Raw genomic sequence first — 26,945 nt, 5'->3', positions numbered from 1 at the left:
CGGGCAGGCCCCGTACTCCCTCGGGAGGGGCGGGGTTTCAGCCCACCGGCTCCCTCGGTTGTCGGTGGCGGCCCGTACCGTTGAGCCATGGATCTTCGCCGGCTCTCGCTGCGGGGGCTGCTCAAGAGGCCGCGTCGGCTCGTCGCCGCCGCGGCCGCAGTCGTGGTGCTGGCCGGTGCCGGGACCTGGACGGCCGCCGCGTCCGGTGACATGCCCCCTGTGCACAGGACCGACCAGGTCATGGCCGTGGACGGCGTCCGCCTGGACACCTCGTTCTTCACCCCGGCCACCGCCGGACGGCACCCGGCCGTCCTGCTGGCGCACGGGTTCGGGGGCAGCAAGAACGACATGCGGCAGCAGGCCGAGGACCTGGCCCGGGACGGGTACGCGGTCCTGACCTGGTCCGCGCGCGGCTTCGGCAGGTCCACCGGGAAGATCGGGCTCAACGACCCCGAGGGCGAGGTCGCCGACGTCTCCCGGCTCATCGACTGGCTGGCGAGGCGGCCCGAGGTCCGGCTCGACAAGCCCGGCGACCCGCGCGTGGGCATGGCCGGCGGCTCCTACGGCGGCGCGATCTCCCTGCTCGCCGCCGGATACGACCACCGGGTCGACGCCATCGCCCCGGCCATCACCTACTGGAACCTGGCGGACGCCCTGTTCCCGAACGGCGTGTTCAAGAAGCTGTGGGCCGGCGTCTTCGTCAACACCGGCGGCGGCTGCGCCCGCTTCGAGCCCGCGCTGTGCCGGATGTACGACAGGGTCGCCGAGTCCGGCACCCCGGACGCGGCCGCCCGCGCGCTCCTCCAGGAGCGCTCGCCGTCCGCCGTCGGCTCCCGCATCAAGGTGCCCACACTGCTGCTGCAGGGCCAGACGGACTCCCTGTTCACCCTCGCCCAGTCCGACGCCGCCCAGAAGGCGATCCGGGCGAACGGCGCCCCCGTGGACGTCGACTGGATCGCGGGCGGCCATGACGGCGGGGACATGGAGACCGGCCGGGTGCAGGCACGCGTGCGTGCGTGGTTCGACCGGTATCTGAAGGGCGACAAGGGCGCCGGCACCGGCCCGGCCTTCCGGATCACCCGCACCGGAGGCGTGAACTCCACCGACGGCACCGCCCAGCTGCGCGGCGCGACCGCCGGCACCTACCCCGGCCTGCGCAGCCACCCGCGCGCCATCCCGCTGACCGGCGGCACCGGGAAGCGGGTCACCAACCCGGCCGGCGCCAGCCCGCCTGGGATCTCCGCCCTGCCCGGCCTCGGCGGCTCGGGCGGCCTCGGTCAGCTGTCCGCGCTCGGCCTCGGCGTCTCCCTCGACTTCCCCGGCCAGTACGCGACGTTCGACTCGGCGCCGCTCACCCGCGACCTGCAGATCACCGGCACCCCGACCGTGCCCCTCCACATCACCTCGACCAGCGACGACGCCGTTCTGTTCGGCAAGGTCTACGACGTCGGCCCCGACGGCACCCGGCAGGTGCTGCCCGCCCAGCTCGTCGCCCCCTTCCGGGTCACCGGCGCCAAGGCCGGCAAGGACGTCACGGTCACCCTCCCGGCCATCGACCACGAGGTGCAGAAGGGCCACCGGCTCCGCCTGGTCCTCGCCTCCACCGACCTCGGCTACGCCTCACCGGCCGCCCCGGCCACGTACACCGTCTCCCTCGGGGGAGACCTGAGCGTGCCGACCGCCCCCGCCGTCACCACCGCCGCGGCACCCCTGCCCGCCTGGGTCTGGTGGCTGCCGGCGGCCGGCGCGGCGGCCGCGCTCGCCCTGCTGCTCACCGCCCGCCGGCGTACGGCCGGCCCCGCGCCCGACCCGGAGCTGGCCGAAGTCCCGCTCGTCATCAAGGACCTGAGCAAGCGGTACGCGAAGTCCGCCGACCGGTACGCGGTGCGCGAGCTGTCCTTCCGGGTGGACAAGGGCCAGGTCCTCGGCCTGCTCGGACCCAACGGCGCGGGCAAGACCACCACCCTGCGCATGCTGATGGGCCTGATCACCCCGGACGACGGCGAGATCCGCGTCTTCGGCCACGCGATCCGGCCCGGCGCACCGGTGCTGTCGCGGGTCGGCGCCTTCGTGGAGGGCGCGGGCTTCCTGCCGCACCTGTCCGGCCGGGAGAACCTGGAGCTGTACTGGAAGGCCACCGGCCGCCCGCCTCAGGACGCCCACCTGGACGAGGCCCTGGAGATCGCCGGGCTCGGCGACGCACTCGCCCGCGCGGTGCGCACCTATTCGCAGGGCATGCGCCAGCGCCTAGCCATCGCCCAGGCCATGCTCGGCCTGCCCGACCTGCTCATCCTCGACGAGCCCACCAACGGCCTCGACCCGCCCCAGATACGCGAGATGCGCGAGGTGATGATCCGCTACGCGGCCGGCGGCCGCACGGTGATCGTCTCCAGCCATCTCCTCGCCGAGGTCGAGCAGTCCTGCACCCACCTGGTGGTGATGGACCGCGGCCGGCTCGTCCAGGCCGGCCCCGTCGGCGAGATCGTCGGCTCCGGCGACACGCTGCTGGTCGGCACCGCCACGCCCGTGGAGGAGCCGGTCGTGGAGAAGGCGGCCGCGCTGCCCGGCGTCGCCTCCGCCGTGCGCACCGACGACGGGCTGCTGATCCGGCTGGAGCCCGGCGGCACGGCCGAGCGGCTGGTCGCGGACCTGGTGCGGCTGGAGGTGCCGGTCGCCTCGGTCGGCCCGCACCGCCGCCTGGAAGACGCCTTCCTCACCCTGATCGGAGGTTCTGCATGAGCACGCTCACCGAGGTCGCCTCCGGTTACCAGACCCGGCACACCCTGCCCCTGCGGGTCGAGCTGGTCCGCCAGCTCAAGCGGCGCCGCACCCTGGTCATGGGGGCCGTCCTCGGCCTGCTGCCCTTCGTGCTGGTGATCGCCTTCGCGATCGGCGGCGACCCGTCGGGCCGCAACGGCCAGATCACCCTGATGGACACGGCCACCGCGTCCGGCGCCAACTTCGCCGCGGTGAACCTGTTCGTCTCGGCCGGCTTCCTGCTGGTGATCCCGGTCGCCCTGTTCTGCGGGGACACGGTCGCCTCGGAGGCCAGCTGGTCCTCCCTGCGCTATCTGCTCGCCGCGCCCGTGCCGCGTGCCCGGCTGCTGTGGTCCAAGCTGGCCGTGGCACTCGGGCTGAGCCTCGCCGCGATGATCCTGCTCCCGGTCGTCGCCCTCGCGGTCGGCACGGCGGCCTACGGCTGGGGACCGCTGCAGATCCCGACGGGCGGCGCGCTGGACACCGGCACGGCGACGCAGCGCCTCGCGCTGACCGTGGCGTACATCTTCGTGTCCCAACTGGTCACCGCCGGGCTCGCGTTCTGGCTGTCGACGAAGACCGACGCCCCGCTGGGCGCGGTCGGCGGCGCGGTCGGCCTGACCATCGTCGGCAACGTCCTGGACGCCGTGACCGCGCTCGGCCACTGGCGGGACTTCCTGCCCGCGCACTGGCAGTTCGCGTGGGCCGACGCCGTCCAGCCGCACCCGGAGTGGTCCGGCATGATCCAGGGCACCGCGATCTCCATAACGTACGCCCTGGTGCTGTTCGCCCTGGCCTTCCGGGGTTTTTCCCGCAAGGACATCGTCTCCTAGGTCACCGGAGGGTCACCCACCGGTCTCGGCGGCCCGCCGCCGTGGTCGCTTCGAGACCCATCCGCAACACCCCGGCCCGCACGTTCCACGCCCCCACGCCGTCACAGTCGAGACGAGCCGCACGACGGCGGGTCGTTCTCAACCGGCTTAGGGGGTTGGCCAGATGGCAGGGAAGCGGTGGACAGGGGACCGGCCGGCAGCGGACCGGCGGACAGGGGACCGGCGGACAGGGGACCGGGCGACGACGGGTGCCGGGCCGGATGCGGATCCCCGGCACCCGAGGGCCCGCCGTCCGCTGCCCGTGCTCGCCCTCGCGCTCGCCGCGGGCCTGTTGCTGACGTCCTGTTCGGCGGGCCAGGGCGAGCACGGCACGGCCGACCGGTCCAACGGCGCCGCCCAGTCGGCGCCCGGCCCCGGCCGCGGCGCCAAGGACGCCGCGCCCGAGCGGTCCTCCGGACAGCTGTCCACCTTCGCCCTCGACGTCGACACCGCCTCCTACACCTACGCCCGCCGCACCCTCGCCGACGGCCGCAGGCCCGAACCGTCCACCATCCGTCCCGAGGAGTTCGTCAACAGCTTCCGCCAGGACTACCGGCGCCCCGACGGCAACGGCTTCACGGTCACCGTCGACGGCGCCCGCACCGACCGCCCCGACTGGTCCCTGGTGCGGGTCGGCCTCGCCACCCGGTCCGCCGAGCCGACCGCACAACGCCCGCCCGCCGCGCTCACCTTCGTCATCGACGTCTCCGGCTCCATGAGCGAGCCCGGCCGCCTCGACCTCGCCCGGAGGTCCCTGGACACCATGACGGACCGGCTGCGCGACGACGACTCCGTCGCCCTCGTCACCTTCAGCGAGCACGCCGAGACCGTGCTGCCCATGACCCGGCTCGGCGGCCACCGCGGCGAGGTGCACGACGCCGTCGACGGCCTGCGGCCCCAGTACTCCACGAACCTCGGCGCGGGCGTCGAGAAGGGATACGCCACCGCCGTCGAGGGCCTGCGCAAGGGCGCCACCAACCGGGTCGTCCTCGTCTCCGACGCCCTCGCCAACGAGGGCGACACCAGCGCGGACGCCATCTTGCGCCGCATCGACGGCGCCCGCCGCGAACACGGCATCACCCTCTTCGGCGTGGGCGTGGGCAGCGACTACGGTGACGCCCTCATGGAACGCCTCGCCGACAAGGGCGACGGCCACACCGTCTACGTCTCCGACGCCGGCCAGGCCCGCACGGTCTTCTGCGAGCAACTCCCGCAGAACATCGAGCTGACCGCACGCGACGCCAAGGCCCAGGTCGCCTTCGACCCGCACACCGTCACCGCCTTCCGGCTCATCGGCTACGACGACCGCAAGGTCGCCGACAAGGACTTCCGCAACGACCACGTCGACGGCGGCGAGGTGGGCCCCGGCCACACCGTGACCGCGTTGTACGCCGTCCACACCCGGCCCGGCGCCCAGGGCCACCTCGCCACCGCGACCGTCCGCTGGCTCGACCCGAACACCCGTGACCCGCACGAGGCCGCCGGACAGCTGGAGACCGGCGCCCTGGCCGGCTCCGTCTGGGAGGCGAGCCCCCGCTTCCAGGTCACCGCGGTCGCCGCCTACTTCGCCGACGCCCTGCGCGCCGAAGGCCTGCGGGCCGGGCCCGCCCTCCCGGGCGCCCCGGGCCTGACCCGCCTCGCCGACCGGGCGGCCGGGCTGGCGGCGCGGACGGAGGACGAGGACGTACGGGGCCTGGCCGACGCCATCCGCCAGGCGAGCCGTACCGGGCCCGAGGACTGACCGCGCCCGGCCGGTCCGCCGCCCCGGGAGCGTGCGCAACCCATTGACCTTTCCTTACCTGTGAGTAAGTTGGCGCAGCGGCAAGGACCTTCGCAGGCACGAGCCGGGAGCCGCCATGGGCGTACGCAAGGATCTGAAACGGGCACGGCAGCGCACCGACCTGGCGGCGCGCGGCTCGGTGGAGATCGTCCGGGACGCCGACGGCACGGCCCGCGAGGTGCGCGCGGCCCCGCTCGCGCCCCCGCTGGCCACCGGCTCCATGGCCGACCTGCCGTTCACGCACGCGGCCGAGACCCCGGACGCGGTGCTGCTGCGCCGCCGCGACCGGGGAGCGTGGCGTCCGGTGACGGCGGCCGCGTTCGCCGCCGAGGTCGCCGCCGTCGCCAAGGGGCTGATCGCGGCCGGCCTCGAACCGGGCGGCCGGGTCGCGGTCATGTCCCGCACCCGCTACGAGTGGACCGTCCTGGACTTCGCGGTCTGGGCGGCCGGCGGCCAGTCCGTGCCCGTCTACCCCACCTCGTCCGCCGAGCAGGTGGAGTGGATCGTCCGCGACTCCGGCGCCCGGTACGTGGTCACCGAGACCGCCGAGAACGCCGCCACGGTCACCACCGGCACCGCCGGCCATCCCCGGCCGCCCCGCCTGTGGCAGCTCGACGCGGGGGCCCTCGCCGACCTCACCGACCTCGGCGCCGCCGTCGCCGACGACGAACTCGCCAAGCGCCGCGCCGCGTTGACACCCGACACCATCGCGACCATCTGCTACACCTCCGGCACCACCGGCCGGCCCAAGGGCTGCGTCCTCACCCACTCGAACCTGCACGCCGAGGCCGCCAACACCGTGGAACTGCTGCACCCGGTCTTCCAGGCCGTCACCGGCCAGACCGCCTCCACCCTGCTCTTCCTGCCGCTCGCCCACATCCTCGGCCGCACCCTGCAACTCGCCTGCCTGCTGGCCCGCATCGAGACCGGTCACTTCCCGAGCGTCAAGCCCGACGAACTCCGGCCCGCGCTCAAGGAGTTCCGGCCCACCTTCCTGGTCGGGGTGCCGTATCTCTTCGAGAAGATCCACGACACCGGGCGGGCGACCGCCGAGAAGATCGGCCGTGCCGCCTCCTTCGACCGCGCCGAGCGGATCGCCATCCGCTTCGGCGAGGCGTACCTGAGGAAGTTCCTCGGCACCGGCAAGGGCCCCGGCCCCGGTCTGTACGCCGCCTGGGCGCTGTACGACCTGCTGGTCTACCGCCGTATCCGCAAGGAGCTGGGCGGCCGGATGCGGTACGCCATCAGCGGGGGCTCCCCGCTGGACCGCGACCTCAACCTGTTCTTCCACGCGGCCGGCATCGTCGTCTACGAGGGCTACGGCCTGACCGAGACCACCGCCGCCGCCACCATCGTGCCCCCGCTCAGCCCCCGTCCCGGCACGGTCGGCCTGCCGATCCCCGGGGTCGCCGTACGCATCGCCGACGACGGCGAGGTGCTGATCAGGGGCGGGGTGGTCTTCGGATCGTACTGGAACAACCGGCAGGCGACGGACGCCGTACTCGCGGACGAGTGGTTCGCCACCGGTGACCTCGGCGCGCTGGACGAGGACGGCTATCTCACCATCACCGGACGCAAGAAGGACATCCTCGTCACCTCCGGAGGCAAGAACGTCTCGCCGGCCGTTCTGGAGGACCGGCTGCGCAGCCGTGCGCTCGTCGGCCAGTGCGTGGTCGTCGGCGACAACCGCCCCTTCGTCGCCGCGCTGATCACGCTCGACGCGGAGGCGCTCGCCCACTGGCTTTCGGTGCGGAAACTGCCGCCGGACACCCCGCTGTCCGAGCTCGTCCGTGACGAACGGCTGCGCGCGCAGGTGCAGAAGGCGGTCGACTACGCCAACGAGGCCGTCTCGCGCGCCGAGTCCATCCGTGCCTTCGCGCTCGTCGAGGGCGAGTTCACCGAGGAGAACGGGCTGCTGACGCCGTCTCTGAAGGTCAAGCGGCGCGCGGTGACGGAGGCGTACGCCGAGCGGATCGAGGCGCTGTACCGGACGTAGCGCACGCGAACGGTGGGTCACCGGGGGAACCGGTGACCCACCGCTCGGGGGGGCTTGCTCAGCGGTTGTTGGTTCCGTTGCCGGATAGGGCGGAGATGTCGTCCAGGATGTGCGAGAGCGGCTCGTCGCCCTTGGCCTGGGTGGAGTTCTCCACGCACTGCTGGTTCTGCGGCGCGGACAGAACGGGGATGTCCTGGACCGCGACCGGCACGACCCCGACGAGCGAACCCGCGTTGGCCTTGGCGGGCAGCCCCACACAGGGCTTGTTCAGCGAACCCTGGATCAGCGAGAGCTGCGGGCTCATGTCGCCGTACGTCGCGGAGTTGCCGAACGTCTGCGAAGCCCCGGTGCCGCTGGTGGAGGTGGTCCCGGTGTCGTTGCCGGTGGCCAGCGCCTGGGGGGCGGCCGCAGCCGCGATGCCAGCGACCGAAGCGGCGACTGCCGCGGTTGCCCACAGTTTCTTCATTTCAATCCCTTTCGAAAAGGCTGATCCGGGGAGACGCACGATCGCCAACCCGGCGGCACCGTCCTTGACCGCGGGATGTGCCCAGTTCGGTCCAGCGACTCCGGGTGATGCGACCGCCCTCCCCGTCGGATGTGGTGCCCTGACGGCGTCCTGCCGTGCTGCTCAGCTGTTGCCGGTTCCGTTGCCGGACAGGGCGGAGATGTCGTCCAGGATGTGCGAGAGCGGCTCGTCGCCCTTGGCCTGGGTGGAGTTCTCCACGCACTGCTGGTTCTGCGGCGCGGACAGAACGGGGATGTCCTGGACCGCGACCGGCACGACTCCGACGAGCGACGCCAGGTTGGCCTTGGCGGGCAGCCCGATGCAGGGCTTGTTCAGCGAACCCTGGACGAGCGCCATCTGCGGGCTCATGGTGCCGTACGTGGCGGAGTTGCCGAACGACTGGGAAGCGTTGTTTCCGCTGGCCGAGGTGGTGCCTGTGTCATTGCCGATGGCCAGCGCCTGAGGGGCGACGGCGGCGGAGGCACCGACAACGGAAGCGGCGACCGCGGCGGTGGCCAGAACCTTCTTGATCACGTGCTGTTCCCTTCTGAAGAAGCCCCGTCCACCGGAGCGCTCTGATCAACTGCAGGACGCCTGTTTGGTTGCTCGTATTCACTCCGATGGCCCACGCCGGAAAATCTGCCGGAGCGCGATGCGCGGCCGGACCCGTCCGGCAACCGGAACCGACAACCGCTGGACCTCACCTACGTGTGCGCACCACTCGGCTGATCCTGTCTTCTGTTCCTTCCGCGCCTGGGGTGCAACTCGGCAAAGGCATTCGGGTGAATTCTCAGGCGGCTCATGTTCCGTAGTTTCCCCGGCTGTCTATTCCTCGTTGTACAACTGCCGGTCATGGTGCGAGCCGTTGCCACTGTGCTCGCTCGGTTGTCAGCCGCCAAAGAGGCGTGACCGGAGAGAAAGGGAAAATCATGAAGAGGAGCGCTGCAGTCGTCGCTGGCGCAATCATGGCTCTGGGCGTGGCGGCTCCGGCCTTCGCCGATGCCGGCGCCAACGGGTCCGCCGCCAACTCCCCGGGTGTCCTGTCCGGCAACGTGATCCAGATTCCCGTGCACGTTCCCGTCAACGTGTGCGGCGACAGCGTCAACGTTCTCGCCCTGCTGAACCCCGCGTTCGGCACCGCGTGCACCAACCACTGACGAGGTAACGCACCAGCCGCACGGCTGCGGCAGCGCCGGCCTCGGACCACAGCTCGTCGATCCGGGGCCGGCTTGTCGATTCCCCATTTCTTCAATCAGGAAGACAACAAGAGTGCGACAGACCCTGAGCAGGGGGGTAGTCGTGGCCGCCGCCGCGACGAGTGTTCTGTCTCTGTACGGCAGCCCCGCCCTCGCCGACTCCAACGCCGACGGAACCTCCAGCGGCTCGCCCGGTGTCCTATCCGGCAACACCGTGCAGGTGCCGGTGAACGTGCCGATCAACGCCTGCGGAAACACCGTCGACGTCGTCGCGTTGCTGAACCCGGCCTTCGGCAACTCCTGTGACAGCCCGGCGAACACGGGCACGCAGACCGCACCGACGCCCCCCCGCGGAGCCGGCAACTCCGACACGGGTTCCGTGGTGACGCCGCCCAGCCGGGACGGCGGCTCGGACACGGGTTCCGTGGTGACGCCGCCCAGCCGGGACGGCGGCTCGGACACGGGTTCCGTGGTGACGCCGCCCAGCCGGGACGGCGGCTCGGACACGGGGTCCGTGGCGACGCCGCCCAGGCAGGCACAGACTCCTGCGCCGGAGCATGACGGGCACACTCCACCCACTGCTCACTTGCCGGGCCCCCGGGTGCCCGTACCTGCCGAGGAGCACAGCTCCAACACCCCCGCCGTGCGGCCCGTCGCGATCGGTGACAGCAGCCGCGCCACCCTGGCGGCCACCGGCAGCGGGACCACGCTGGCGGTCGCGGGTGTCAGCTCCGCGCTGATCGCGGCAGGGCTGATCCTGTACCGGCGAGGCCGGGCCGCACACGGTCGGTGACGTGCCGGGTGCCGGGCGCGGGGACGCCCGGCACCCTTGGCCGACCGGCCGTCATGACAGCCGCGAAGGCTGGTCGGCCGAAAGACATCCCCCGCACGGGCGGGTGGCGACTGAAGGGCCCCTTTGGCGGACACGTCCGCCGAAGGGGCCCTCACTTGACGTCAACGCGGCTTTGACCGCCGGGAGTTGAGGAGACCGCTCTCCACTCACATCACTCCTTCGGCGGCACAACCCTGGCGCCCGCCGCGCGTTGACACAACGTCGGGCATCCGCCCGGATGTTGTTTCCAACCCAAGGAGTACCTCTCCATGTCGCGTATCGCGAAGGGCCTTGTCCTTACCTCCGTCGCCGCCGCGGCCGTCGCCGGCGCCGCCGGTATCGCCGCCGCCGACAGTGGCGCGAGCGGCGCCGCCACCAACTCCCCGGGCGTCCTGTCGGGCAATGTGGTCCAGGTCCCGGTTCACGTACCGGTCAACGTCTGCGGGAACACCGTCGACGTCATTGGTCTGCTGAACCCGGCGTTCGGCAACACCTGCACCAACCACTGACGTCGCCAGCACCGCATCGACCGGCCGCCCTCCGCAGGAGGAGAGCGGCCGGTTCGTGTTTTCCCCGGTGTGCCCCGGTGACCTGATCGGCCGGACGGGACAGCGGTTCGCCGGGTCGGTCCCATCCGGGCAACTGACCAGGGATGACGCGCGAGGCAGGAGGCCGGCTCCACGTACCCGACTGATTGGGCGTCCCGCTGTGCGGTTGAACGGTGGTCGCAAGATCGGATCCCCCCACCGAAAGGAACTCGCATGCGTGGTCTGTCCGCACGGCGTATCGCGTCCACGGCGCTTGGTGCCGTACTCCCGGCCGGCGTCACCGGCCCGGCCGCAACGGCGGCCGACAACGCTCGGGAACGCGGCCCTGCGGTGTCCGCTGCGTCCCTGCCCAAGGCGAAAGCGCTCATGACACGCGTCAACGGCACCGGCGGCGTCGACACCGTGCTCAACCCGCAGCCGCGTCTGCTCAACGCCGTGCACAAGGCCGACGACGGCCGACTCTCCGCCGCCGAGAGGACCCGGCTCGCCAATGCCGCCAAGAAGGCTGTCGCCCACCGGAGGGCCGGGGCCGGAATGCAGGCCGAGGACGCCGCCGGCGACGCCCTTGCCGGTCTGCGGAAGGCGCTGGACGCCCTCCGGAGGGCTGCCACTTCCGGGGACGCCGGCCAGGTCGGCACGGCGGTCGACGGCGTCGAGACGGCTCTGGACAAATACGTCACCGCAGTGCTGGGCGGCAGCGGCCTGCCGGTGCCCATGCCTACGCCCACCCCCTCGGTACCGGGGGTCTGACAAAGCAGTCCGCGAACAGCCGGTGTGCCGGATGCCCGTGACGGCGCGATGGCTGTTTCCTTTTTCCGGTCGCTTTTCGGGTCTTATTTTTGTTCCGGGCTCATATGAGCACTCGGCGGGTTGCGGAGTACTTCACCACCCGGGGTTTCCACCCCGGCCGGGAATCGTTGGACACGGCGTCCGAGACGGTCGAATGCAGTGACCCGCCGAAGAAGGGGATTCGATGAAGTCCTTGAAAACCGCCACCGCTCTTGCCGGATTCGTGGTCGTCGCCGGTACCGCCGCGCCGGCGTTCGCCCAAAGCGCTGCCGATGTGACGCCCACCAGCCTCAACGGCGCCGTGAACAGGCTCACCCAAGGCCCCCTCGACGTGATGCCGCTGCACCACCAGTCGGGCGCGCTGGACACGGAGAAGCGGAACTCCGTGCTTCACACCGCCAAGGGCGTGGCAGGTGCACTGAACCAGCACACCCGGCTGCTGGGCGGCCTGCCGTTGCAGAGCTGACGCACCTGAGCGATGTGCGAGGGGCGCCCAGAGGCGTCCCTCGTTCGTATGGACGGTACGAGCCGCTGCTCCGGTCGAGTGAAGCGTCGCCGGACTGCTTCGGGGCCGTCGATACGATCGCGCGGTGACCTCAACCTCAAGCGCCACCCTTCCGTCCCGCCCCGCCGACTTGGGCACGATCGTCGTGCTGGCCTGGAGCGGGGAGGCTCCCGGCGGTGACATGCCCTACCTGCTCGCCTACCCTCTCGGCGACGCCGAGGGCGGCCCGGAGGCCTCCTCCTCCGCCGTTGAAAGGCTGCTGGAGGGCAGCGGACTGCCCGTGGGCGGCGACCTCGTCGACGGTTTCGCGCGCTCCGGTTTGCCGGTCAGCCTGCTGGTCGAGGCGGGGCAGGCCGTCGTGAGCATGGCGCAGCTCAAGGCCCAGTGCCAGGCGCCACGGGAGTGGCTGGAGGCGGTCGGCGTGCGCGGCTTCGCCTACTTCGTGTTCACCACCCGTCTTTGGCCCGAAGCCGTGCCGGGCAGGCATGTGGACCCCGCGGCACTGGCCGCCTTCGCGGGCTCCGAGGAGACCCTGAAGCAAGCGGCGCACGTGGTCCTGCCGGTCCGGAGCCTGCGCGGCTGAAAGGCGAGAACCGCAGGCGACAGCCGTGGGCCGCGCCGCTCCTGGTGCCGCACGGCGGTAGGACTTCCGGACCGAGCCGACGGCTGTGCCGTCCTGCTGCTCGGGCACCCGGGCGAATCCTGAAACGAGGGGCGGCCTGCAGCCCGTGGGACGGTACGAACGCCGGTCATGGAATCCGGAAAGGAACGGCACCCGCCATGAACCCGGCCACCCGACGAACTCCCGCCGCCACCGTCACGGGCGTCGTGGCACAGGGGTCACGACGGTCTGACAGCCGGTCTGATCCCGGGCGAAAGAGTACGGCCGCCAAGGGGACAAGCTCCCCGTCCGCATGCTCTTCCCCGAACGGTCCGTGCCGACCGCCTCCACGGCGGCCGGCACGGACCGGCCCTTTCGTTCTGCCCCGGGCTTCTGCCCCGGCGATGCCGCAGCCGCCGCCCACCAGGCCTCCGAACCGCGACCGCGCGCCGGAGCCGGGGCGTTCGCCGGCAGCGGGGGCGCTCTTCGCGGTGATTCAGGGCAGCCGTCGTACCGGGGAGCCCGCCAGGTAGGCGCGGATGTTCTCCACCGCCTGGCCGTAGTACGTCGTGTAGTTGGCCCGCGAGACATAGCCGAGGTGGGGTGTGGCGAGGAGGCGGGGTGCGGTGCGCATCGGGTGGCCGGCGGGCAGCGGCTCGATGTCGAAGACGTCGACGCCGGCGCCCGCGATCCGGCCCTCGTGCAGCGTGGCCAGCAGGGCGTCCTGGTCGACGACCGACGCCCGGGAGGTGTTGATCAGGTAGGCCGTCGGCTTCATCAGGGCGAGTTCGGCGGCGCCGATGAGGCCGCGGGTGCCGTCCCCGCCGGGCACGTGGACGGAGACGAAGTCGCTTGCGGCGAGCAACTCCTCCTTGGACGCGGCCGGTTCCACACCGTGCTCCGCGGCGCGCTCCTCGGTGAGGCGCGGGCTCCACGCGCTGACGCGCATGCCGAAGGCGAGCCCGACCCGGGCCACGCGGGCACCGATCCTGCCGAGGCCGAGCACACCGAGCCGGGAGCCGTGCAGGTCGGTGCCGACGGTGGACTGCCAGGGGCCGCCCGTACGCAGCGCGGTGTTCTCCTCGACGATCCCGCGGGCCAGCCCGAGCAGCAGCGCCCAGGTCAACTCGGCCGGCGGAATGCCCGAACTGTCGGTGCCGCACACCGTGATGCCGTGCTTCTCGGCGGCGGCGTAGTCGATGACGGTGTTGCGCATCCCGGAGGCGACGATCAGCCCGAGCCGGGGCAGGCGGGCGAGCAACGAGCCGGGAAACGCGACGCGTTCGCGCAGTGTGACCACGATGTCGTAGTCGGCGAGGGCCGCGGCGAGGGCGTCCTCGCCGTCGAGGTGCTCGCGCAGCGCGACGACTTCGACCTCGTCCCCGATCACCGACCAGTCGGCCGACTCGACGGCCACACCCTGGAAGTCGTCCAGCACCGCACAGCGAAGTCGCACGTCGTCTCTCCCTCTCCCACGATGACGGTAAGGGCTGTTCAACAAGGGAGCCGATGACCTCCATCCCGGGTAAACGGAACCCAAACTTCTTCTTTCTTCCTGCTGTACAACTCCTCACCTCTTTCTTACGTCGAACCGGTGAACAGCGGCGTGCGCCCCGCGCGGGCGCGCATCCCGGAAGAGGAACCTGCCCATGACGATCCGTCGGCTGTGCGGAGTCCTGCGTGTACGCAGAACGACCGACCTGCTCCTCGTGCTCCTTCTCGGCGCCGGTTTCGCCGCGCTGCCGGTCTTCGCCCTGCTGCCGTCCCTGTGGGGTTTCGTGGCGGCGACGGCCGTGACGTACGTGGTGGACGAGGTGCTGCACGTACGGGTTCCCGCTTTCGTGCGCCGGCTGGCGGCGCTGCATCTCGACCGCACCATGCGGTTCGCGGTGCGTACGGTGATGCTGCTGGCGCTGGCCAGCCGGCTGGAGGCGCCGGACGCGGTGCTCGTCGCCGGGCTCGCCGTCTTCAGCGCGCACTTCGCGATGATGATGTTCTACACGGCCGTACACCACGCCGTCCGGCGCCGCCGGATCCTGCCGCTGGTGGTGCGCAACCTCGACATGAGCGAACTGCCCGTCCCGGAGCAGCCGCCGGCCCTTCTCTACCGCCGTCACCTGCGCAAACTCCTCCACTTGGACCTGCCGGCGCACGCCGGGCTCCTCGTGGCGGCGGCCACCGGGAGCGAGTGGGCCGCCTACGCGGGCTTCACGCTGACGATCGGCACGACCACGGCCGGCGCGGTGGGGATCCTGGTCCAGTACCGCAGGGCACGCCGTATGCCCGCCCGGGACGAGGTGTTCGCCGCGGTCAACCGCCAACTGGCCGGATACCGGCCGGAGGTGGCCCTGTACTTCAGCTTCGCGGCCGTCTCCCGTGACTTCATGTACCAGGTCAACATGTGGATCGAGACGCTGGAACAACTGGACCTGCGCCCGGTGATCATCCTGCGCGAGGGGGCGTCCTTCCGTCATCTGAGCCGCACCTGGATACCGGTGGTGTGCGTCCCGAGGGCGGACGACCTGGCCGAGCTGGAACTCTCCGCCGTACGCGTCGTCCTCTATCCCGGCAACGCGGGCAAGAACGTCCACATGCTGCGCGTCGCCGAGGCCAAGCACGTCTTCATCGGGCACGGCGACAGCGACAAACTGGCCAGCAGCAACCGGGTCAGCAAGGTGTACGACGAGATCTGGGTGGCCGGCCGCGCGGGCCGCGACCGGTACCAGCGGGTCCGGCACGCCATCAGCGACAGCGCGATCGTGGAGGTGGGCCGCCCGCAACTGTCCCCGATCCGCCTGCACGCCGACCACACCCCCGGCCCACTCCCCGTGGTCCTCTACGCCCCCACCTGGGAAGGCTGGAGCGACGACGACTGCCACACCTCCCTGATCCCGATGGGCGTGCCCCTGATCGAGAGGCTCCTCGCGGAGAACGTCCGGGTCATCTACAAGCCCCACCCCCTCACCGGCAAGCGCTCGGCCGAGGCGGCGGCGGCCGACCGGGCGATCCGGGAACTGCTGCGCGCCGACAACGAGCGGCGCGGCGCCGCGGAGGCGGAGGCGGCTGTCGCCGCGGCCCGTCCCCGGCTGAGGGAGATCCAGGCCCGCCTCGACGAACTCGCCGGCCGGCAACGGGGCGACGACGCGGCACAGCTACGGGCGGCACGCGTCCCCGACCGCGCGGGGGAGGCGGAGTGGCAGGAGCTGCGGTCGGAATGGCACCGCGTCTTCTGGGAGAGCCGCGGCCCCCTTCACCACAACGTCATCGCGCGCCAACTCCCGTCCCTGTACGACTGCTTCAACCAGGCCGACATGCTGATCAGCGACGTCTCCTCGGTGGTCGCGGACTTCGTGGCGAGCCTCAAGCCGTACGCCCTGACCAACGCCCACGACCTCCCCGACGCCGAGTTCCGCGCCGCCTACACCACGGCCGGTGGCGCCTACCTCCTGGACCGCGCCTGCACCCGCCTCCCGTCCATCCTCAGCGCGATCCGCTCCCCCCACCCGGACCCCATGGCCCCGGCGCGCCGCACCCTCAAGGACTACGTCCTGGGTCCCGACCACCCCACCTCGATGGAACGCTTCAACGCCGCGGTGAACGCCTTGGCCCGGAAGGCGACCGCGGAACAGACCCAGCGACCGACGGACTTGGCGGCGTGAGCGGCGGCGGGACAGGGGCGCTGGTGCATGCCGCCCGATCGAGTTGATCACGATAACGTGACAAACCTTCATTGAACCACCAACTACCTTTACGGCACCTTTACTTGCTGCCATGCTCCGGCTGAGACCAGAACCAGCAAGTGGAGCCCATCACATGGACGACATCAAGCCCGCCACCGAGTCCGGCCAGAGCGTTCCGATCCCGGCCGGCGGCGCCGTCGCACCCGGCACCGCCGGCGTCCCCGCCGCGGTCCGTCTGCCCGGCCTGGCCATGAAGCGCCGTGGACCCGTCGCGGTGTGGCTCGGCCTGCCGCTCATCACCCTCGGGATTTACCAGCTGGTCTGGTACTACAAGATCCACAAGGAGCTGCAGGAGTTCGACCGGCGCCGGGTCCTCAGCCCGACGGGCAGCCTGCTCGTCATGATCTTCCTTGGCTGGACCCTGATCGCGCCGTTGATCTCCTTCCACAACACCGGCAAGGCCATCGCCAACGCCCAGCGCGCGGCCGGCCTGCCGGTGACGTGCAGCGCCGCCGCAAGCACCTGGCTGACCTTCGTCTTCGGCCTCAACGTCTGGTACATGCAGCGCCAGCTCAACCTGGTCGTCGACGCCTACCCGGGCGTTGCCCCCGGCACCGAGGTGCCCCTGGCGGCCTGAGTTCGGCAGCCGGTGTACTGATCACCGGTCCGCTGACCAGCGCGACGGGAAGTCGAGGAATCGTGCCTCGGTCCCAGGTTTTTCCGGCTGATCGGTGGAGTGCTCGCGCCGGGTGGACTCTTCTTCTGCCTCGTTGACCTGATCTATGCGGAGAGCGGACTGAGAACCACACCCGGCGCCGGCTGAGGTCGGCCCCCATCGCAGTGGTCGAGAGCCTCGCGGCCCCGGTCGAACGAGCCTGGGTTGCCGCCTACAGCTGCTCGCGGGCCGGGGCTTCACCGGTCGGACGGTCGGACGTCGACCTGGACGGGGGATCGAACAAGCACCTGGCTTGTCAGGCTTGCAGCGCCCTGGACGTCACCAGTCGCCTCGGAAACGCCGGTACTCGCCGTTCATCAGGTCCCAGAAGGACTGGTAGCGGACTGCGCCGGGCAGCCAATGGGCGACGAACCAGGCTTCCCATTCGCCGTCTGCCGATACCACGCACGGGTTGAGGAGGTAGACCTCGGTGGCCTCGGGCGTGTGGCTGATCTTCAGGGTGTGAGGCACGTACTCGGGGCGTATCGAGACGGGGTCCTGGGCCTCGCCGTAGAGGAAGTACTCGTCGTCGGCGATCCGCGCGCCGGCACCGCCGGGGGCGTCGGTACAGACCGCCACGAGGTCGGGGTCGAGGTCCCGGGTCCAGCCGACCTCTTGGGTCGACAGGAGCCGCTCGATGTCGGAGGTCGTGTTGAGCCAGCCATCGCTCGTCAGCAGGAACTGCCGGTAGCTGGTCGGCAGCACGGCGCCCAGACGGTCCTCGAGCGCGCCGACCGCATCGAGGCCGGCACCTGCCCGGCCCAGCCATCGGGCCCGGCGCACGTCCTCGGAAAACGGCTCGGTCCGTTCCTGCTCGTGCAACACCGGATCGAGCCACTCATCACTCCAGCGCTGCAGCAACTCCCGCCACGCGTAGGACTGCCCGCCGGACTGGCCTCGCTTGTCGCTCACAGCGGCAGACTAGAGGCAGGCGACGGCAGCCCGGCACGGTAGGCGGGCTGACCTCCGCATGAGGCGAGAGGCTGGGTCATCCGCATGGATGACCTGCGGCTCTGCCGGCCGAGCTGGTGGACATGAGCTTGCCCGCCAGTCACCCTCGTTGACCGCGGCTGTCCCCTGCGTCTGGCACGGTTGTGGCACACGATCTCTGACTGCTCAGGTGACCGGGCATCCTTCCAGGTCCGTGCGGGCAAGTATGGAGCCCAGCGGCGCCACGTCATCCAGTGCCCAAAGCAATCGTCGTCCTGGTCCCGAAGCAGCGCCTGAACGGAGTGGGGATACGGCCAGGGCATCTGTTCCAAGTGGCGTAGGAGACCGGTCCAGTTGGGCCTCCAGAAGTCAATGACCCACGCATCCATACCGGGGATGGGCTCGAACTGCTGGTGTCATTCACGGTGATCGTCAGGTTGGGTGAGAGGCTCCATCACCTCTCCGGCTCCGAATGCGATGACTATCACTTCACAGTCTCTACTCTCGCGCGGCATCTTCAGGCCGGTCGGCAATGGACGTCAACGGCCTTTTGAATCGCTCGGTCGTCCGTGTTTCTCACCGGTGCTGAGCGATTACAGGCACGACGGTTCCTGAAGGCTGCCGGGACCGTCGGTCAGCCATCGGAGCCTGATGACACCTGGCTACGGTCGTCGCGATTGCTGTACTTCGCTGCTGTAGTGCTCCGGCCGGTTCATCGACAAGGTGAGCACCGTGCATCGCAGGCCTGACGGCTCTGGAACCTTCGGCGGGCTTCGGTAAGGCTCATCGAGCCGTTGGGACCACCACGGATGACGTCCGCATCGTGATCGTCCTGTCCGTCGTCCTCCCATCCACACACTTGGCACATTTCGAACCCGCCGCGATGGGTGAGCGTCATGTGGTGACAGCATGGGCAAGGCTCCGTACCGGTCGCATGATCGGGCCGATCGCGGGTATACGACCCGTCGTCCCGGGGGCGGCTCCGCGTAAAAGGGGTGCGGCGCTATGACTGAGATCCCGGCAGAGGTTTTCGAGTTGGTGGCGCGGAAGGCTCTGCAGGACCTGTCCACCGCGGTGGACCCACGGGCGCTGGAAGCGCTGGCCGGCTGTGACGTGCTGATTCCCGCGATCGGCGGGATCCGTTACACGCGTGACCGCAGTGAAGTTGTGCGGCTTGTGCTGCCGGTGATCGAAAGCGTCAACGACGCCCCCGCGGTCATGGTCTTCACCTCGGAGGAACGGCTGCTCAGGGCCTTTCCTCAGGTGCCCTGCTACAGAGGTGTCACCCTGCGGGACCTGGCCTCTCGCTGGCCGAGCGATGAGGTGGTGCTGGTGATCGACGCCGGGGACGAAGACGAGCTGACACTGTCCGCGCGCAACGCGCGGTGGCTGCTCGGCCGCTGCCTCGTGTGACCGCCAGGTCTGTACGGCCGCCTCGAACTCCGCGAGCGCGGCTCCAGCGCCCCGATTCAGGAACTGAGCGTGCCTGGGTAGAGGGTACTGGCTCAACGAAGCCGCGATCTGACGGGGACGCCGACGCATTCCGCAGTGTGACAGCAGGGTGGTTTTTGGCCCCTGCCTCAAGGGCACGCAGCCAGTAGGACTCCGCGGAGGTACCGAGATGAGTGCGGGAGAACGGGCCAAGGCAAAGGCCGAACAGGTCGTCGGAAAGGCCGTGCGGAAGGCGGCCCACGCGGTGCACAAAGAAACCCTCGCAGCAAAAGGCGCCGCTCTCGAAGCACGGGGCAAAATGCGGGACGCGAAAGAACGGACCAAGGGCTACCGCTAGCGCCGACAAGGTCTTGGACATTGGTGCGACCTGGTCGTGTGGCAGTGGTGATCCAGCCGATCGGGTGCCGTGCACCTTCCTCGGAAGATCGCGTATGCGCGGGATTCTCAATGCCCGAAGGAGTGAAGGGCCGAGTCCCTGGCCGGCGGCCATGCACTCGATCAACGCTGTGACCTGCGACTTAGCTGTCGGTGGTGTCAGCGTTGGTCGTCGTTGAGCACCCGTCGACGGCCCCGGGACGGCCCAGGCCCGCGGTCCCGTCAGCCGCGTGATACCAGCTCGATCTTGACGGGAGCCGCAGAATCGAGGTCGATGGTGTCGCCTTCTTCCTCTGCGTGAGGCTCACGAGGATGATCGACCGGCAGCACGATCAACATGGTGTGAGGCCTAGGAAGCCATCCCACGTCTGCGGGCGGGTCGAAGCGGCCGATGTCGATGATCCGCACGAGCGTCTCGGGGATGCCCACCCGGCAGGAGTCGCCGACCGCCAGGTGTCCTGCATGCGGGTCGACCTGAAAAAGCCCGCCCCACTCACCGTCAGGCGTGGGGCGCGGAAATGCCCTGTGTCCGTTCCACCGGATCTCAGAGTCCGGATCAATCTGTGCCCATGGCCAGTGGACCGAGATTTCGAACGGGGTCACGTGGGCGACTCGTGCACGTGCTGAGAGGCAGCTGACCAGCAAGACGTCGCCGACCATGAACTGCTGTTGGCCGATGCTCTCGCCCATCGTGTGTTCCTCGCTTCCCCGAGACGGCCCGGATGCGTTATGAGTGGTCCACCACGGCAACTCCAACAGCGAGCATCTGCGCGATCACCAGGTCTGCCAGCTCGTCATCACAGATCATCTGTGGCATCGGCGGATCACCTTTCATGATCGGTAGGTACCCGTCGCCGATCCGATGGAGCTCCCACTGAGCTCGTTCCGTGGTCCACATCGATGCGTAGGCCGACAGGTCTTGTTCGCTCAAGACCACCCCCTGGGCGGCACCGTACCGCGCGGTCGGCGTAGCGGCTTTGGCCGGGAGCTGCTTCGGCGCGAGTGATCAGGGCCCAGCACGCTAGCCCGCGAATCGGGCAGGACACGGCACCACAGGACGTTGCCGCCTTCGGCGAGGGCGCCGCGCCGGCCGCCGGGTGACCGCACGGTCAGAGCTGCTCTGTGCATTTCGGGACACCTCCGGGACGTCGGGCAGTGATCCTGGCGCGTGTCGGCCTCTCCGCGCTGTCTGAGACTGGCTGGCGGCCGCCCGGCGAACTTCTCCGCGTATTCACCGCAGCCACCCGCAGAAACCCGGCGACAGCCGGACAGCGCCGGACCCTCCCCGCGATCAACGGGTTCGGTCCGGCGCTCTTCTGCGTGCCCGTACACCCCACCCCTGACCAGCGAAAAGCCCTCCCAGGTGGGAGGGCGGAGACTTGCGCCCCGGCGGGACTCGAGCCTGGGCCAAGCGCTTAGAAGGGCAGGCCTTGGTGGGGCTGGGTCGCCGGCACTTTCCCAGTCCCATGCTCGGCTGCCGAGTGGCATTGCCGTCCGTCGCCGTTGCCGTCACTGTCGCTGAGCAACGGTGTGCAGCTTGGCATTGATGCCCTGTGAGACGTCCTGCGAGGGCCCTCCATGTCTCCCCCGGAGGGATTCCTTTCAGGACGACGACAGCACCGATGGCCTGGTCGATGGTGGCGTCTGAAGCGACGGCCTGCCGAAGCTGGCGGCACTCCGCTTCCAGACGCTCGTTCTCCAAGGACCCTCCTGAACGGCGGCGTCCGTCGCTGAATGAGACGGAAACTGAGACGGACTAGCCTGGCCTCGGAGACTGATGCATTGAGCCCCCGTCCGCCGGCATCGGTAACCGAAGAAGTGAAGGGCCGGGTCTCTGACCTGTGGCCGCTCAATCAAGTAACGCTGCGGCTTAGCGCTCCAGCTGTAGATCTCGATCTTCGTCGTGCGCGGTCGGCCGGGCCCTCTCGTCCTGGATTGGTCCGATTGATCGGATCTGCCGGTGGGTCGCGCCGGGACGTTCCTGGCGTTGGCAGAGCCGAGGTTATGAATGCGGCACCTGACCCCTATGAACATCAACCTCAGGAGCCACATGATGCGCCCCATCAGGGCAGCCTGTCTTGGCACGGCCACTGTGCTGGTCACCCTGCTCGCCTGCGCCCCTGTCGCTGCCGCCGCCGCGGAGGACACCGCTTCCTCCCACGCCAAGGTCCACGACCGGGTCATCACACTTTTCGGAGTTCTCGCGCAGCAGACGCGTTTCCCAGTCAATCCCGGCGGCACCGCCGCCCAGGGCGATCGGACCGCATTCCGCTCGGACCTCTTCTACGACGAGCAGGGCAAGAACCGGGTCGGCCAGACCGACGGCACCTGCACCACCACCTGGGTCAACCCCAAAGACACAAACGACCAAGCGGAGGTGTGTGTCGTGACCTACAGCCTCCCAGGCGGCCAACTCACTGTGCAGGGGATGATCTTCGGTAATCTCACAGCGAGCCCTCCCCCTTCGTTCGACAACGCGATCACCGGCGGCACTGGGGTATTCGACCGGGCTCGTGGCATGGTCCACGCCGACACGATCGGTGTGGGCGAGAGGCGTTTCACGATCGACCTCGACAACTGACTGGCCCTGCCCCCGCCCTGTGAGAAGGCCGGCCCCTCCACGGCCCGGCCCACCGGCTCGATTGGTCGCCATGGGTGACGCCACCAGCAGGCTTGATCCCCAGGCCATCCGCTGTCAGCGACAAGCCGACCAGACATGTGGATCGTGATCTTCATGTCTGGGATGGCTCTCTCACGAGCCGTCCCACAGCTCCAGCCGTCGCAGACGACGCCTCTCGCATAGCGCCGTGAGCCCGAAGATCCCGCCGAGCAGAAGGCCGCCGATCGGCGCGATGACGTAGTCCGATAGTTGCACGTCTGGGAGTAACAGGAAGTAGGTAGCCCACACCGCTCCCGTCAGAAGTGACAGAAGTGAAGGGCCGGGCCCCTGACCTGCGACCGTGTGATTGATCAGCGCTCACACCTGCGGCTTAGCTGTCAGCGTTGGTCGACGTTGAGCGCCCCTGCAAGGCCCGGAAACAGCCCGAACGGTGGTGTCGTGGGCTGCTACTGAGGCGTCAGAAGGACGGAAGTTTCTTGCAACAACTGGTTTGGTGATGCGCAGCTGACTGGGCGACAGACGCTTCGGTGCCCTCGCAAGGCACTCCTCACGACGTCCTTGCCGGTCTGGAGGAATTGACCCGCAAGGTCAGAGCCGCTCAGCGCGGCATCTGGGTTTCCTCTCCTGCCGCTGGGCGTGCTCACGTTGGGCGGAATCCTGGTCAGCCGCTTCACATTCCAGGTCCTGACCGTTCCCTGCCCGGTGACCGGCGCCGGCGCAGGCATGGGCTGTGCCCTCGTCAAGCAGGGGTCGCCGCTCTACTGGCCTATCGGGATCGCGCTCGCCTACGCGGCGACGGCGTTCTTCTACATCCGCCGTTCCCGCAACCGCGGCGTCGGCACGCCAGTCCGGCCCTACACCCTCACCGGAGTCGCCCTGCTCGGTGTGGTGGCCGCCACCTTCTGGAGTACCCGCCACGGGATCTCCTGCTGCCACTCCTGGTGCTGGCGTTCGCGGAAGCCTTCCGCTGCGGCGGCGAGCTGGCCCGGGACGTCGAGGGGCTCGTCTGACATGGCACCCGATCCCGCAGAAGAACCGCACCGGGTGGTCTGGCATCTCGACGCGCTGCTCGCCGAACGCGAGATGACCCTGACCGACCTCGCCCTCGCGTGGGCGTGACGGTCGTGAACCTCTCGATCCTCAAGAACAACCGGGCCAGGGCCATCCGCTTCTCCACTCTCACCCGGATCTGTGAAGCCCTCGACGGTCGGCCAGGCGACCTGTTCACCGTCACCCCCGCGCCGGACCGGTGACACTGCGGCCGCGCACGGCCAGGCAGCAGGGCGGGCTCGGACGTAAGGGGCGGGAGGGGAATTACGAGTTCCACATTTGAGGTGAGCCCTCATCCTTATCTGTCAGTCGCTGGTGTCACTTGCCGGGTGGGGCTTGACACGGCTGTGAATGCGAAGACCAACGATGCGTGGTCGGGTGTCAGGGGCGGGATCGGATGGCGCCATGTCATGCGGGAGTGGCGCCCCGGACCGTGATCGAGGTCCCTGGACATTGGCGGATCCCAGTGACGATGAACGTCCACACCCGTCTCAGCCCTCCGGTGTAGTGCGACTTCTGGGCAGGGGCCGTATGGTGACCGCCATGGGCGCTGGGGGGAGCAAGGCAACGGGATGGCCGTCTGAGAGTGCCACGGTCATTAGGTATGGGAGACGGCGTTTTCTGGGCGTACTCCCTCTCGTTGGCCTGGCCGGCATATGGGGCACCGTCACCGTGATGTTGGCACGAGATGCCGGGCAGAACATCGTCTTGTGGGCGTTCACTGTTCTTTCGGGCCTGCTCGTCCTCACCATGCTCTTCCTCGTCATGGGTCGCTGGGCGGACCGCAAAGTCGCGCTCGCCTTCGATGCCACCGGCATGTGGTGGTTGCACGGTGACCGATCTGCCTTCGTGGCCTGGGACACGCTGGCCGCGGTGGGCATCTACTGCGTCACCAACCGCGCAGGAAGAGCCGTTGACCGCACGCTCGAACTGTGCCCTCGCGGTGAAATCGACCCTGACGATCCCCTGCTGTGGAGAATGATCCGCGAGGCGGAACCGCGGTCAGCCGGCCATCCTCGCTTGCGCTATCGCATCGAGCTGGATGGCGTGCCGCACGCGGAGGAGGTGTGCCGACGCTGGGTCCCACCGGGCCTGTGGTTCGGCAGGGAACTGCAACTCCCCGGCTACGAGGGCAGTCCCGACTACGCAGGCCACGATCGCCGTGTACGCGAGCGTGAGCGTAGACCGAACGCAGCTTGACTCGCCGCGTGACATTGGGCTCCTCGATGCGAACTACGGGCAGGACGGTCGCTGGGGTCTGCCCGCCTGATCAGTCGGTCATCTGGGGCTGGTGACGGTTGGCTGCGGTTGGTGGGGTCGCTGTACTTTGCTGCTGTACTTCTCGCGGTAGTCACTGCCGCTATTCGCCTGGCGGGATCCGCACGAAGCCCTCGGTCCAGGTGTCTTCGTCGAGTTCGTAACCGTCGAGGATGAAGCACTCCGGCTCGTCCCGGAAGCCCGGCAGCAGCCGGGCTCGCTTCATGCACTCCTCTGCCCGCTCCCGTGGTGAGTAGATGCCGAGCAGCTTCACGTCGTCGCCGTCCTGCTCGTCGATGAAGACTCCGCCTTCGTCGACATGGATGGTCGAGTGGTTGTGGCCGGCCTCGTTCTGGTGGCCAACATGCCAAAGCGGGTACACGATCACGCTCCCGAAGCTATCAGCGCGTGAGTCGAGTCAAGACATAAGCGATCTTGAAAACCGTCGTGGCGCGAGTCACCGTGGGTTCGAATCCCACACCCACCGCGCAGGTTGACGGTCCCTGACCAGGTAAATCGGTCAGGGGCCCGTCGCGTTGTGCGCTGTCCGTGAGTGCCCGTCGTGCCCCGGTGTTCCCCGCTCGATCGGGCACGGCAAGGGCACGGCGCCTCCCCTCGATGCGAACTATGAGCACTGCGGTCACTGACGTCTGCTCGGCTGATCAGACGGTCGCTCCCGGCGGGTGGTGGTTGACTCCGGTTGTGATGGTTGCTGTATCTCGCTGCTGTACGGCCGGAAGGTTCTGCTTGGATCACTCCATGAATTCTGTCGGTACATCGGACGAGACGCGAGAGAAAGCAGAGCTCGCGGTTTGGTTCGGCGGGGCCTCCTTGGCGTGCTGGTTCTGCTGCCCGTTCTGGATACTGGTCAGCTTTGTCTCGCTGCCCGTGGCACTCGTCGGCCTTATGCGGGCCTGTGTCGAGTACCGCGCGTCAAAGTCGGGGCGAGCGAGCAGGACGCGAGCTGTAGTGGGTGCCGGGTTGTCCCTCCTGGGTGCAGCAGCAGCAACCACCTACATGATCTATCTCGCAAACCATCCTGATCTTCCCGTTCAGGGGTAGCGGGCGAAGAGCCACCGCTTTACAAGTTCGCTCCGAGCCTGTTCCGGCTGCGACCGCCGATGGGAACCATGGCCAAACAGGGTGCTGGTGTACGCCTTCGTCCGGCATCGTTGATGTCAGCTGTGGATGTCAGAAGTCCTCTGGTGTCCCTCAACCTGGCTTTGCGGATTTGCACCTACGCCAGTGCCCACCTCGCCACCGCCGAGCAGCGGGAGAGCCCTCGCCATCCGGCCCGCAGACGGCTGTCGGACCCGGTGCCGGCGTCAGCCCTCTTCGTAGTGCTTGAACTCATCGAGCGTGGCCTGGGCTTTCGCACGTTCTTGAGCAGAGAAGCAGTTCGGGTTCTGTGTGATGAGGTAGGCGTGGGTCCGCACGCTCAAGACCCATTCGTCGGGATCGCTCCCGTCGTCGTGACCGAACCGGTGTTCCTCATGACCGATCCTGTATGCCTCATGTTCTGCCTTCTTCTCGGCGGTCAGCGTGGCCGCGCAGTCCTCGTTCCCGGACTCCACTGCTGTGGCACGGCCTGCTGCGAGCCCTCCTCCGCCGGCAAGGACCGCTGTGATCACCACGCTCAGGAACAACCTGGACACGAGCGGGCGTCTTGGCGAAGAGTCGGGCGCGTCCGTAACGGAAGTCGTCATGATCCCCCCAGGGGTCGGCGTGGTTGGGAGAGAGTACAGCCGCTGATCACGGGCAGTCAGCGATCTGGGCGCGCGACGAGCTCACGCCTACTTCAGCCAACAAGATCGTGCAGTGCATACCTACGACCGGCCGAGCCGGCCTCCCATCCGCGCCCACTTTTCGAGGCAAAAGCCGCATATCAGGATGCAGAGGCCCGTCAATCCTGCGATGTTGCGGAACATGTCCCAGTGCCGATGGGCGGCGAGAAGCACGATCGACAACCCAAGCCCCATCAGGATGACGCCAAACCCCCAGATCCGGGGCGACTCGACACGGCCCCTGAGCCGAGGGAGCAGCCAGCCGCGGAACACCGCCACTCCGCCCGGTATCAGCGTGATCGCCAAGGCGGCTCCGAGAGCGGCCCACCCGTAAGCGTCCATGACGAACGCCTCTCCTCGGAAGATCGTCGACGCGGCTCCATGCCGCGCGAGCGGATCATGCCACGGTCCTTGGTGTGGGGGAACGGCAAGGGAGTGGGTGCGATCTTCGGCGCAGGTCAGAGGCGAAAGTAGGTGCTGTAGCCCATCGCGCAAGAACACGGCCCTTCAAGTGGCGGGCGAAGAGCAAACAGCGCAAGGTCGCGGAGCCGACCGCCCCAGCCAGGACGTGTTCTGACCTCATGCCCCGTGTGCCTGCCTCTTGGGCGGGAGCGGGCGGCCGGCGGTGCCGAGCGGGGCGGAGACATGAGCGCGGGCGCCGCCGGCCGCCCGCGCCCCCGAAGGAGCGAAGCGACGACGGG

General features: G+C 69.3%; 26 protein-coding genes and 2 pseudogenes. 16 read left to right on the top strand and 12 right to left on the bottom strand.

Features of this window, described 5'->3' with window-relative positions; genetic code table 11:
* Positions 1-87 precede the first annotated feature (87 nt).
* The 4 genes from ACQPXS_RS18800 to ACQPXS_RS18785 all read left to right on the top strand — a co-directional run bounded on the left by ACQPXS_RS18800 (position 88) and on the right by ACQPXS_RS18785 (position 7,405).
* The gene (locus ACQPXS_RS18800) at positions 88-2,739 is read left to right on the top strand and encodes a CocE/NonD family hydrolase (protein ID WP_433450503.1); all 2,652 of its coding nucleotides are present in this window, start codon (positions 88-90) and stop codon (positions 2,737-2,739) included.
* Entirely contained in the window at positions 2,736-3,590 is an 855-nt protein-coding gene (locus ACQPXS_RS18795; RefSeq protein ID WP_433450501.1) for an ABC transporter permease, read from the top strand. Before ACQPXS_RS18800 ends, ACQPXS_RS18795 begins: the two co-directional genes overlap by 4 nt.
* A 163-nt stretch (positions 3,591-3,753) precedes the next feature.
* Positions 3,754-5,370: a YfbK domain-containing protein gene (locus tag ACQPXS_RS18790; protein ID WP_433450500.1), complete on the top strand. Its 1,617-nt coding sequence runs from the start codon at positions 3,754-3,756 to the stop codon at positions 5,368-5,370.
* Positions 5,371-5,485: 115 nt separating this feature from the next.
* Positions 5,486-7,405, top strand: coding sequence for an AMP-dependent synthetase/ligase (locus ACQPXS_RS18785; protein WP_433450498.1), 1,920 nt, complete (start codon positions 5,486-5,488; stop codon positions 7,403-7,405).
* A 58-nt stretch (positions 7,406-7,463) separates the two neighbouring features.
* On the opposite strand, the gene ACQPXS_RS18780 is transcribed toward ACQPXS_RS18785, so the two are convergent.
* The gene (locus tag ACQPXS_RS18780; RefSeq protein ID WP_433450496.1) at positions 7,464-7,871 is read right to left on the bottom strand and encodes a rodlin; all 408 of its coding nucleotides are present in this window, start codon (positions 7,869-7,871) and stop codon (positions 7,464-7,466) included.
* A gap of 162 nt (positions 7,872-8,033) precedes the next feature.
* Entirely contained in the window at positions 8,034-8,444 is a 411-nt protein-coding gene (locus tag ACQPXS_RS18775) for a rodlin (protein WP_351808424.1), read from the bottom strand.
* A 395-nt stretch (positions 8,445-8,839) separates the two neighbouring features.
* On the opposite strand from ACQPXS_RS18775, the gene ACQPXS_RS18770 reads away from it, so the two are divergent.
* The 6 genes from ACQPXS_RS18770 (at position 8,840) to ACQPXS_RS18745 (ending at position 12,363) form a co-directional block, all read left to right on the top strand.
* On the top strand, positions 8,840-9,067 hold the full coding sequence (locus tag ACQPXS_RS18770; protein ID WP_433455858.1) for a chaplin: 228 nt from the start codon (positions 8,840-8,842) through the stop codon (positions 9,065-9,067).
* 142 nt (positions 9,068-9,209) lie between these two features.
* Positions 9,210-9,899: a chaplin family protein gene (locus tag ACQPXS_RS18765; RefSeq protein ID WP_433450494.1), complete on the top strand. Its 690-nt coding sequence runs from the start codon at positions 9,210-9,212 to the stop codon at positions 9,897-9,899.
* A gap of 308 nt (positions 9,900-10,207) precedes the next feature.
* On the top strand, positions 10,208-10,447 hold the full coding sequence (gene chpG, locus ACQPXS_RS18760) for a chaplin ChpG (RefSeq protein WP_390681163.1): 240 nt from the start codon (positions 10,208-10,210) through the stop codon (positions 10,445-10,447).
* A gap of 252 nt (positions 10,448-10,699) precedes the next feature.
* A complete protein-coding gene (locus ACQPXS_RS18755) occupies positions 10,700-11,236 on the top strand; it encodes a hypothetical protein (protein WP_433450492.1) in 537 nt (178 codons plus the stop codon).
* A 223-nt stretch (positions 11,237-11,459) separates the two neighbouring features.
* Positions 11,460-11,741 carry a hypothetical protein gene (locus ACQPXS_RS18750; protein WP_433450491.1) on the top strand — a complete coding sequence of 94 codons (282 nt, stop codon included), beginning with the start codon at positions 11,460-11,462 and terminating at the stop codon, positions 11,739-11,741.
* A 124-nt stretch (positions 11,742-11,865) separates the two neighbouring features.
* Positions 11,866-12,363 carry a DUF5949 family protein gene (locus ACQPXS_RS18745; RefSeq protein WP_433450490.1) on the top strand — a complete coding sequence of 166 codons (498 nt, stop codon included), beginning with the start codon at positions 11,866-11,868 and terminating at the stop codon, positions 12,361-12,363.
* 514 nt (positions 12,364-12,877) lie between these two features.
* Here the strand turns inward: ACQPXS_RS18745 and ACQPXS_RS18740 are convergent.
* The gene (locus ACQPXS_RS18740) at positions 12,878-13,837 is read right to left on the bottom strand and encodes a D-2-hydroxyacid dehydrogenase family protein (RefSeq protein ID WP_433450489.1); all 960 of its coding nucleotides are present in this window, start codon (positions 13,835-13,837) and stop codon (positions 12,878-12,880) included.
* 193 nt (positions 13,838-14,030) lie between these two features.
* Here ACQPXS_RS18740 and ACQPXS_RS18735 point away from each other — a divergent pair, with 193 nt between their 5' ends.
* Positions 14,031-16,040: a hypothetical protein gene (locus ACQPXS_RS18735; protein WP_433450488.1), complete on the top strand. Its 2,010-nt coding sequence runs from the start codon at positions 14,031-14,033 to the stop codon at positions 16,038-16,040.
* Between the two features lie 154 nt (positions 16,041-16,194).
* Entirely contained in the window at positions 16,195-16,698 is a 504-nt protein-coding gene (locus ACQPXS_RS18730) for a DUF4234 domain-containing protein (protein WP_433450486.1), read from the top strand.
* Positions 16,699-17,055: 357 nt separating this feature from the next.
* Here the strand turns inward: ACQPXS_RS18730 and ACQPXS_RS18725 are convergent, their stop codons facing one another.
* Together ACQPXS_RS18725 and ACQPXS_RS18720 are read right to left on the bottom strand one after the other, a co-directional pair.
* Positions 17,056-17,688, bottom strand: a complete 633-nt coding sequence (locus ACQPXS_RS18725) for an SMI1/KNR4 family protein (protein WP_433450484.1) — start codon at positions 17,686-17,688, stop codon at positions 17,056-17,058.
* Positions 17,689-18,418: 730 nt separating this feature from the next.
* Positions 18,419-18,613, bottom strand: a pseudogene (locus ACQPXS_RS18720) (CPCC family cysteine-rich protein); the annotation flags it as partial.
* A 98-nt stretch (positions 18,614-18,711) separates the two neighbouring features.
* On the opposite strand from ACQPXS_RS18720, the gene ACQPXS_RS18715 reads away from it, so the two are divergent.
* Positions 18,712-19,119, top strand: a complete 408-nt coding sequence (locus ACQPXS_RS18715) for an SseB family protein (protein WP_433450483.1) — start codon at positions 18,712-18,714, stop codon at positions 19,117-19,119.
* 636 nt (positions 19,120-19,755) lie between these two features.
* Here ACQPXS_RS18715 and ACQPXS_RS18710 read toward each other — a convergent pair.
* A complete protein-coding gene (locus ACQPXS_RS18710) occupies positions 19,756-20,223 on the bottom strand; it encodes a hypothetical protein (protein WP_433450482.1) in 468 nt (155 codons plus the stop codon).
* A 37-nt stretch (positions 20,224-20,260) separates the two neighbouring features.
* Positions 20,261-20,464, bottom strand: a complete 204-nt coding sequence (locus ACQPXS_RS18705; protein ID WP_433450480.1) for a hypothetical protein — start codon at positions 20,462-20,464, stop codon at positions 20,261-20,263.
* A gap of 1,095 nt (positions 20,465-21,559) precedes the next feature.
* Here ACQPXS_RS18705 and ACQPXS_RS18700 point away from each other — a divergent pair.
* A complete protein-coding gene (locus tag ACQPXS_RS18700) occupies positions 21,560-22,114 on the top strand; it encodes an allene oxide cyclase barrel-like domain-containing protein (protein WP_433450479.1) in 555 nt (184 codons plus the stop codon).
* Positions 22,115-22,285: 171 nt separating this feature from the next.
* Here the strand turns inward: ACQPXS_RS18700 and ACQPXS_RS18695 are convergent, their stop codons facing one another.
* Together ACQPXS_RS18695 and ACQPXS_RS18690 are read right to left on the bottom strand one after the other, a co-directional pair.
* A complete protein-coding gene (locus ACQPXS_RS18695) occupies positions 22,286-22,408 on the bottom strand; it encodes a hypothetical protein (RefSeq protein ID WP_433450478.1) in 123 nt (40 codons plus the stop codon).
* A 599-nt stretch (positions 22,409-23,007) separates the two neighbouring features.
* Positions 23,008-23,166 (bottom strand): hypothetical protein, encoded by a 159-nt coding sequence (locus ACQPXS_RS18690; protein ID WP_433450476.1) that lies wholly within the window; start codon positions 23,164-23,166, stop codon positions 23,008-23,010.
* Here ACQPXS_RS18690 and ACQPXS_RS18685 point away from each other — a divergent pair.
* Positions 23,165-23,406, top strand: a pseudogene (locus ACQPXS_RS18685) (helix-turn-helix domain-containing protein). The gene ACQPXS_RS18690 and the pseudogene ACQPXS_RS18685 sit on opposite strands and share 2 nt — an antisense overlap.
* 472 nt (positions 23,407-23,878) lie before the next feature.
* Complete coding sequence (locus ACQPXS_RS18680) at positions 23,879-24,403, top strand: hypothetical protein (RefSeq protein ID WP_433450475.1); 525 nt, start codon at positions 23,879-23,881, stop codon at positions 24,401-24,403.
* Positions 24,404-24,563: 160 nt separating this feature from the next.
* Here the strand turns inward: ACQPXS_RS18680 and ACQPXS_RS18675 are convergent, their stop codons facing one another.
* The 3 genes from ACQPXS_RS18675 to ACQPXS_RS18665 form a co-directional block, all read right to left on the bottom strand.
* On the bottom strand, positions 24,564-24,848 hold the full coding sequence (locus ACQPXS_RS18675) for a DUF7336 domain-containing protein (protein WP_433450473.1): 285 nt from the start codon (positions 24,846-24,848) through the stop codon (positions 24,564-24,566).
* A gap of 937 nt (positions 24,849-25,785) precedes the next feature.
* A complete protein-coding gene (locus ACQPXS_RS18670) occupies positions 25,786-26,094 on the bottom strand; it encodes a hypothetical protein (protein ID WP_433450471.1) in 309 nt (102 codons plus the stop codon).
* A gap of 192 nt (positions 26,095-26,286) precedes the next feature.
* Positions 26,287-26,550: a hypothetical protein gene (locus ACQPXS_RS18665; protein ID WP_433450470.1), complete on the bottom strand. Its 264-nt coding sequence runs from the start codon at positions 26,548-26,550 to the stop codon at positions 26,287-26,289.
* Positions 26,551-26,945: the final 395 nt, after the last annotated feature.

It is taken from the genome of Streptomyces sp. CA-142005 (assembly GCF_050942335.1).
In the GTDB taxonomy this organism is placed as follows: domain Bacteria; phylum Actinomycetota; class Actinomycetes; order Streptomycetales; family Streptomycetaceae; genus Streptomyces.
Note: the sequence above shows the minus strand (reverse complement) of the source record. Positions and strands in the feature narration are given on the sequence as shown.

Coding starts and splice junctions, on each gene's coding strand:
- ACQPXS_RS18800 (WP_433450503.1), top strand. CDS start 88: ATGGATCTTCGCCGGCTCTCGCTGCGGGGGCTGCTCAAGAGGCCGCGT.
- ACQPXS_RS18795 (WP_433450501.1), top strand. CDS start 2,736: ATGAGCACGCTCACCGAGGTCGCCTCCGGTTACCAGACCCGGCACACC.
- ACQPXS_RS18790 (WP_433450500.1), top strand. CDS start 3,754: ATGGCAGGGAAGCGGTGGACAGGGGACCGGCCGGCAGCGGACCGGCGG.
- ACQPXS_RS18785 (WP_433450498.1), top strand. CDS start 5,486: ATGGGCGTACGCAAGGATCTGAAACGGGCACGGCAGCGCACCGACCTG.
- ACQPXS_RS18780 (WP_433450496.1), bottom strand. CDS start 7,871: ATGAAGAAACTGTGGGCAACCGCGGCAGTCGCCGCTTCGGTCGCTGGC.
- ACQPXS_RS18770 (WP_433455858.1), top strand. CDS start 8,840: ATGAAGAGGAGCGCTGCAGTCGTCGCTGGCGCAATCATGGCTCTGGGC.
- chpG (WP_390681163.1), top strand. CDS start 10,208: ATGTCGCGTATCGCGAAGGGCCTTGTCCTTACCTCCGTCGCCGCCGCG.
- ACQPXS_RS18755 (WP_433450492.1), top strand. CDS start 10,700: ATGCGTGGTCTGTCCGCACGGCGTATCGCGTCCACGGCGCTTGGTGCC.
- ACQPXS_RS18750 (WP_433450491.1), top strand. CDS start 11,460: ATGAAGTCCTTGAAAACCGCCACCGCTCTTGCCGGATTCGTGGTCGTC.
- ACQPXS_RS18735 (WP_433450488.1), top strand. CDS start 14,031: ATGACGATCCGTCGGCTGTGCGGAGTCCTGCGTGTACGCAGAACGACC.
- ACQPXS_RS18730 (WP_433450486.1), top strand. CDS start 16,195: ATGGACGACATCAAGCCCGCCACCGAGTCCGGCCAGAGCGTTCCGATC.
- ACQPXS_RS18715 (WP_433450483.1), top strand. CDS start 18,712: ATGACTGAGATCCCGGCAGAGGTTTTCGAGTTGGTGGCGCGGAAGGCT.
- ACQPXS_RS18710 (WP_433450482.1), bottom strand. CDS start 20,223: ATGGGCGAGAGCATCGGCCAACAGCAGTTCATGGTCGGCGACGTCTTG.
- ACQPXS_RS18700 (WP_433450479.1), top strand. CDS start 21,560: ATGAACATCAACCTCAGGAGCCACATGATGCGCCCCATCAGGGCAGCC.
- ACQPXS_RS18690 (WP_433450476.1), bottom strand. CDS start 23,166: ATGTCAGACGAGCCCCTCGACGTCCCGGGCCAGCTCGCCGCCGCAGCG.
- ACQPXS_RS18680 (WP_433450475.1), top strand. CDS start 23,879: ATGTTGGCACGAGATGCCGGGCAGAACATCGTCTTGTGGGCGTTCACT.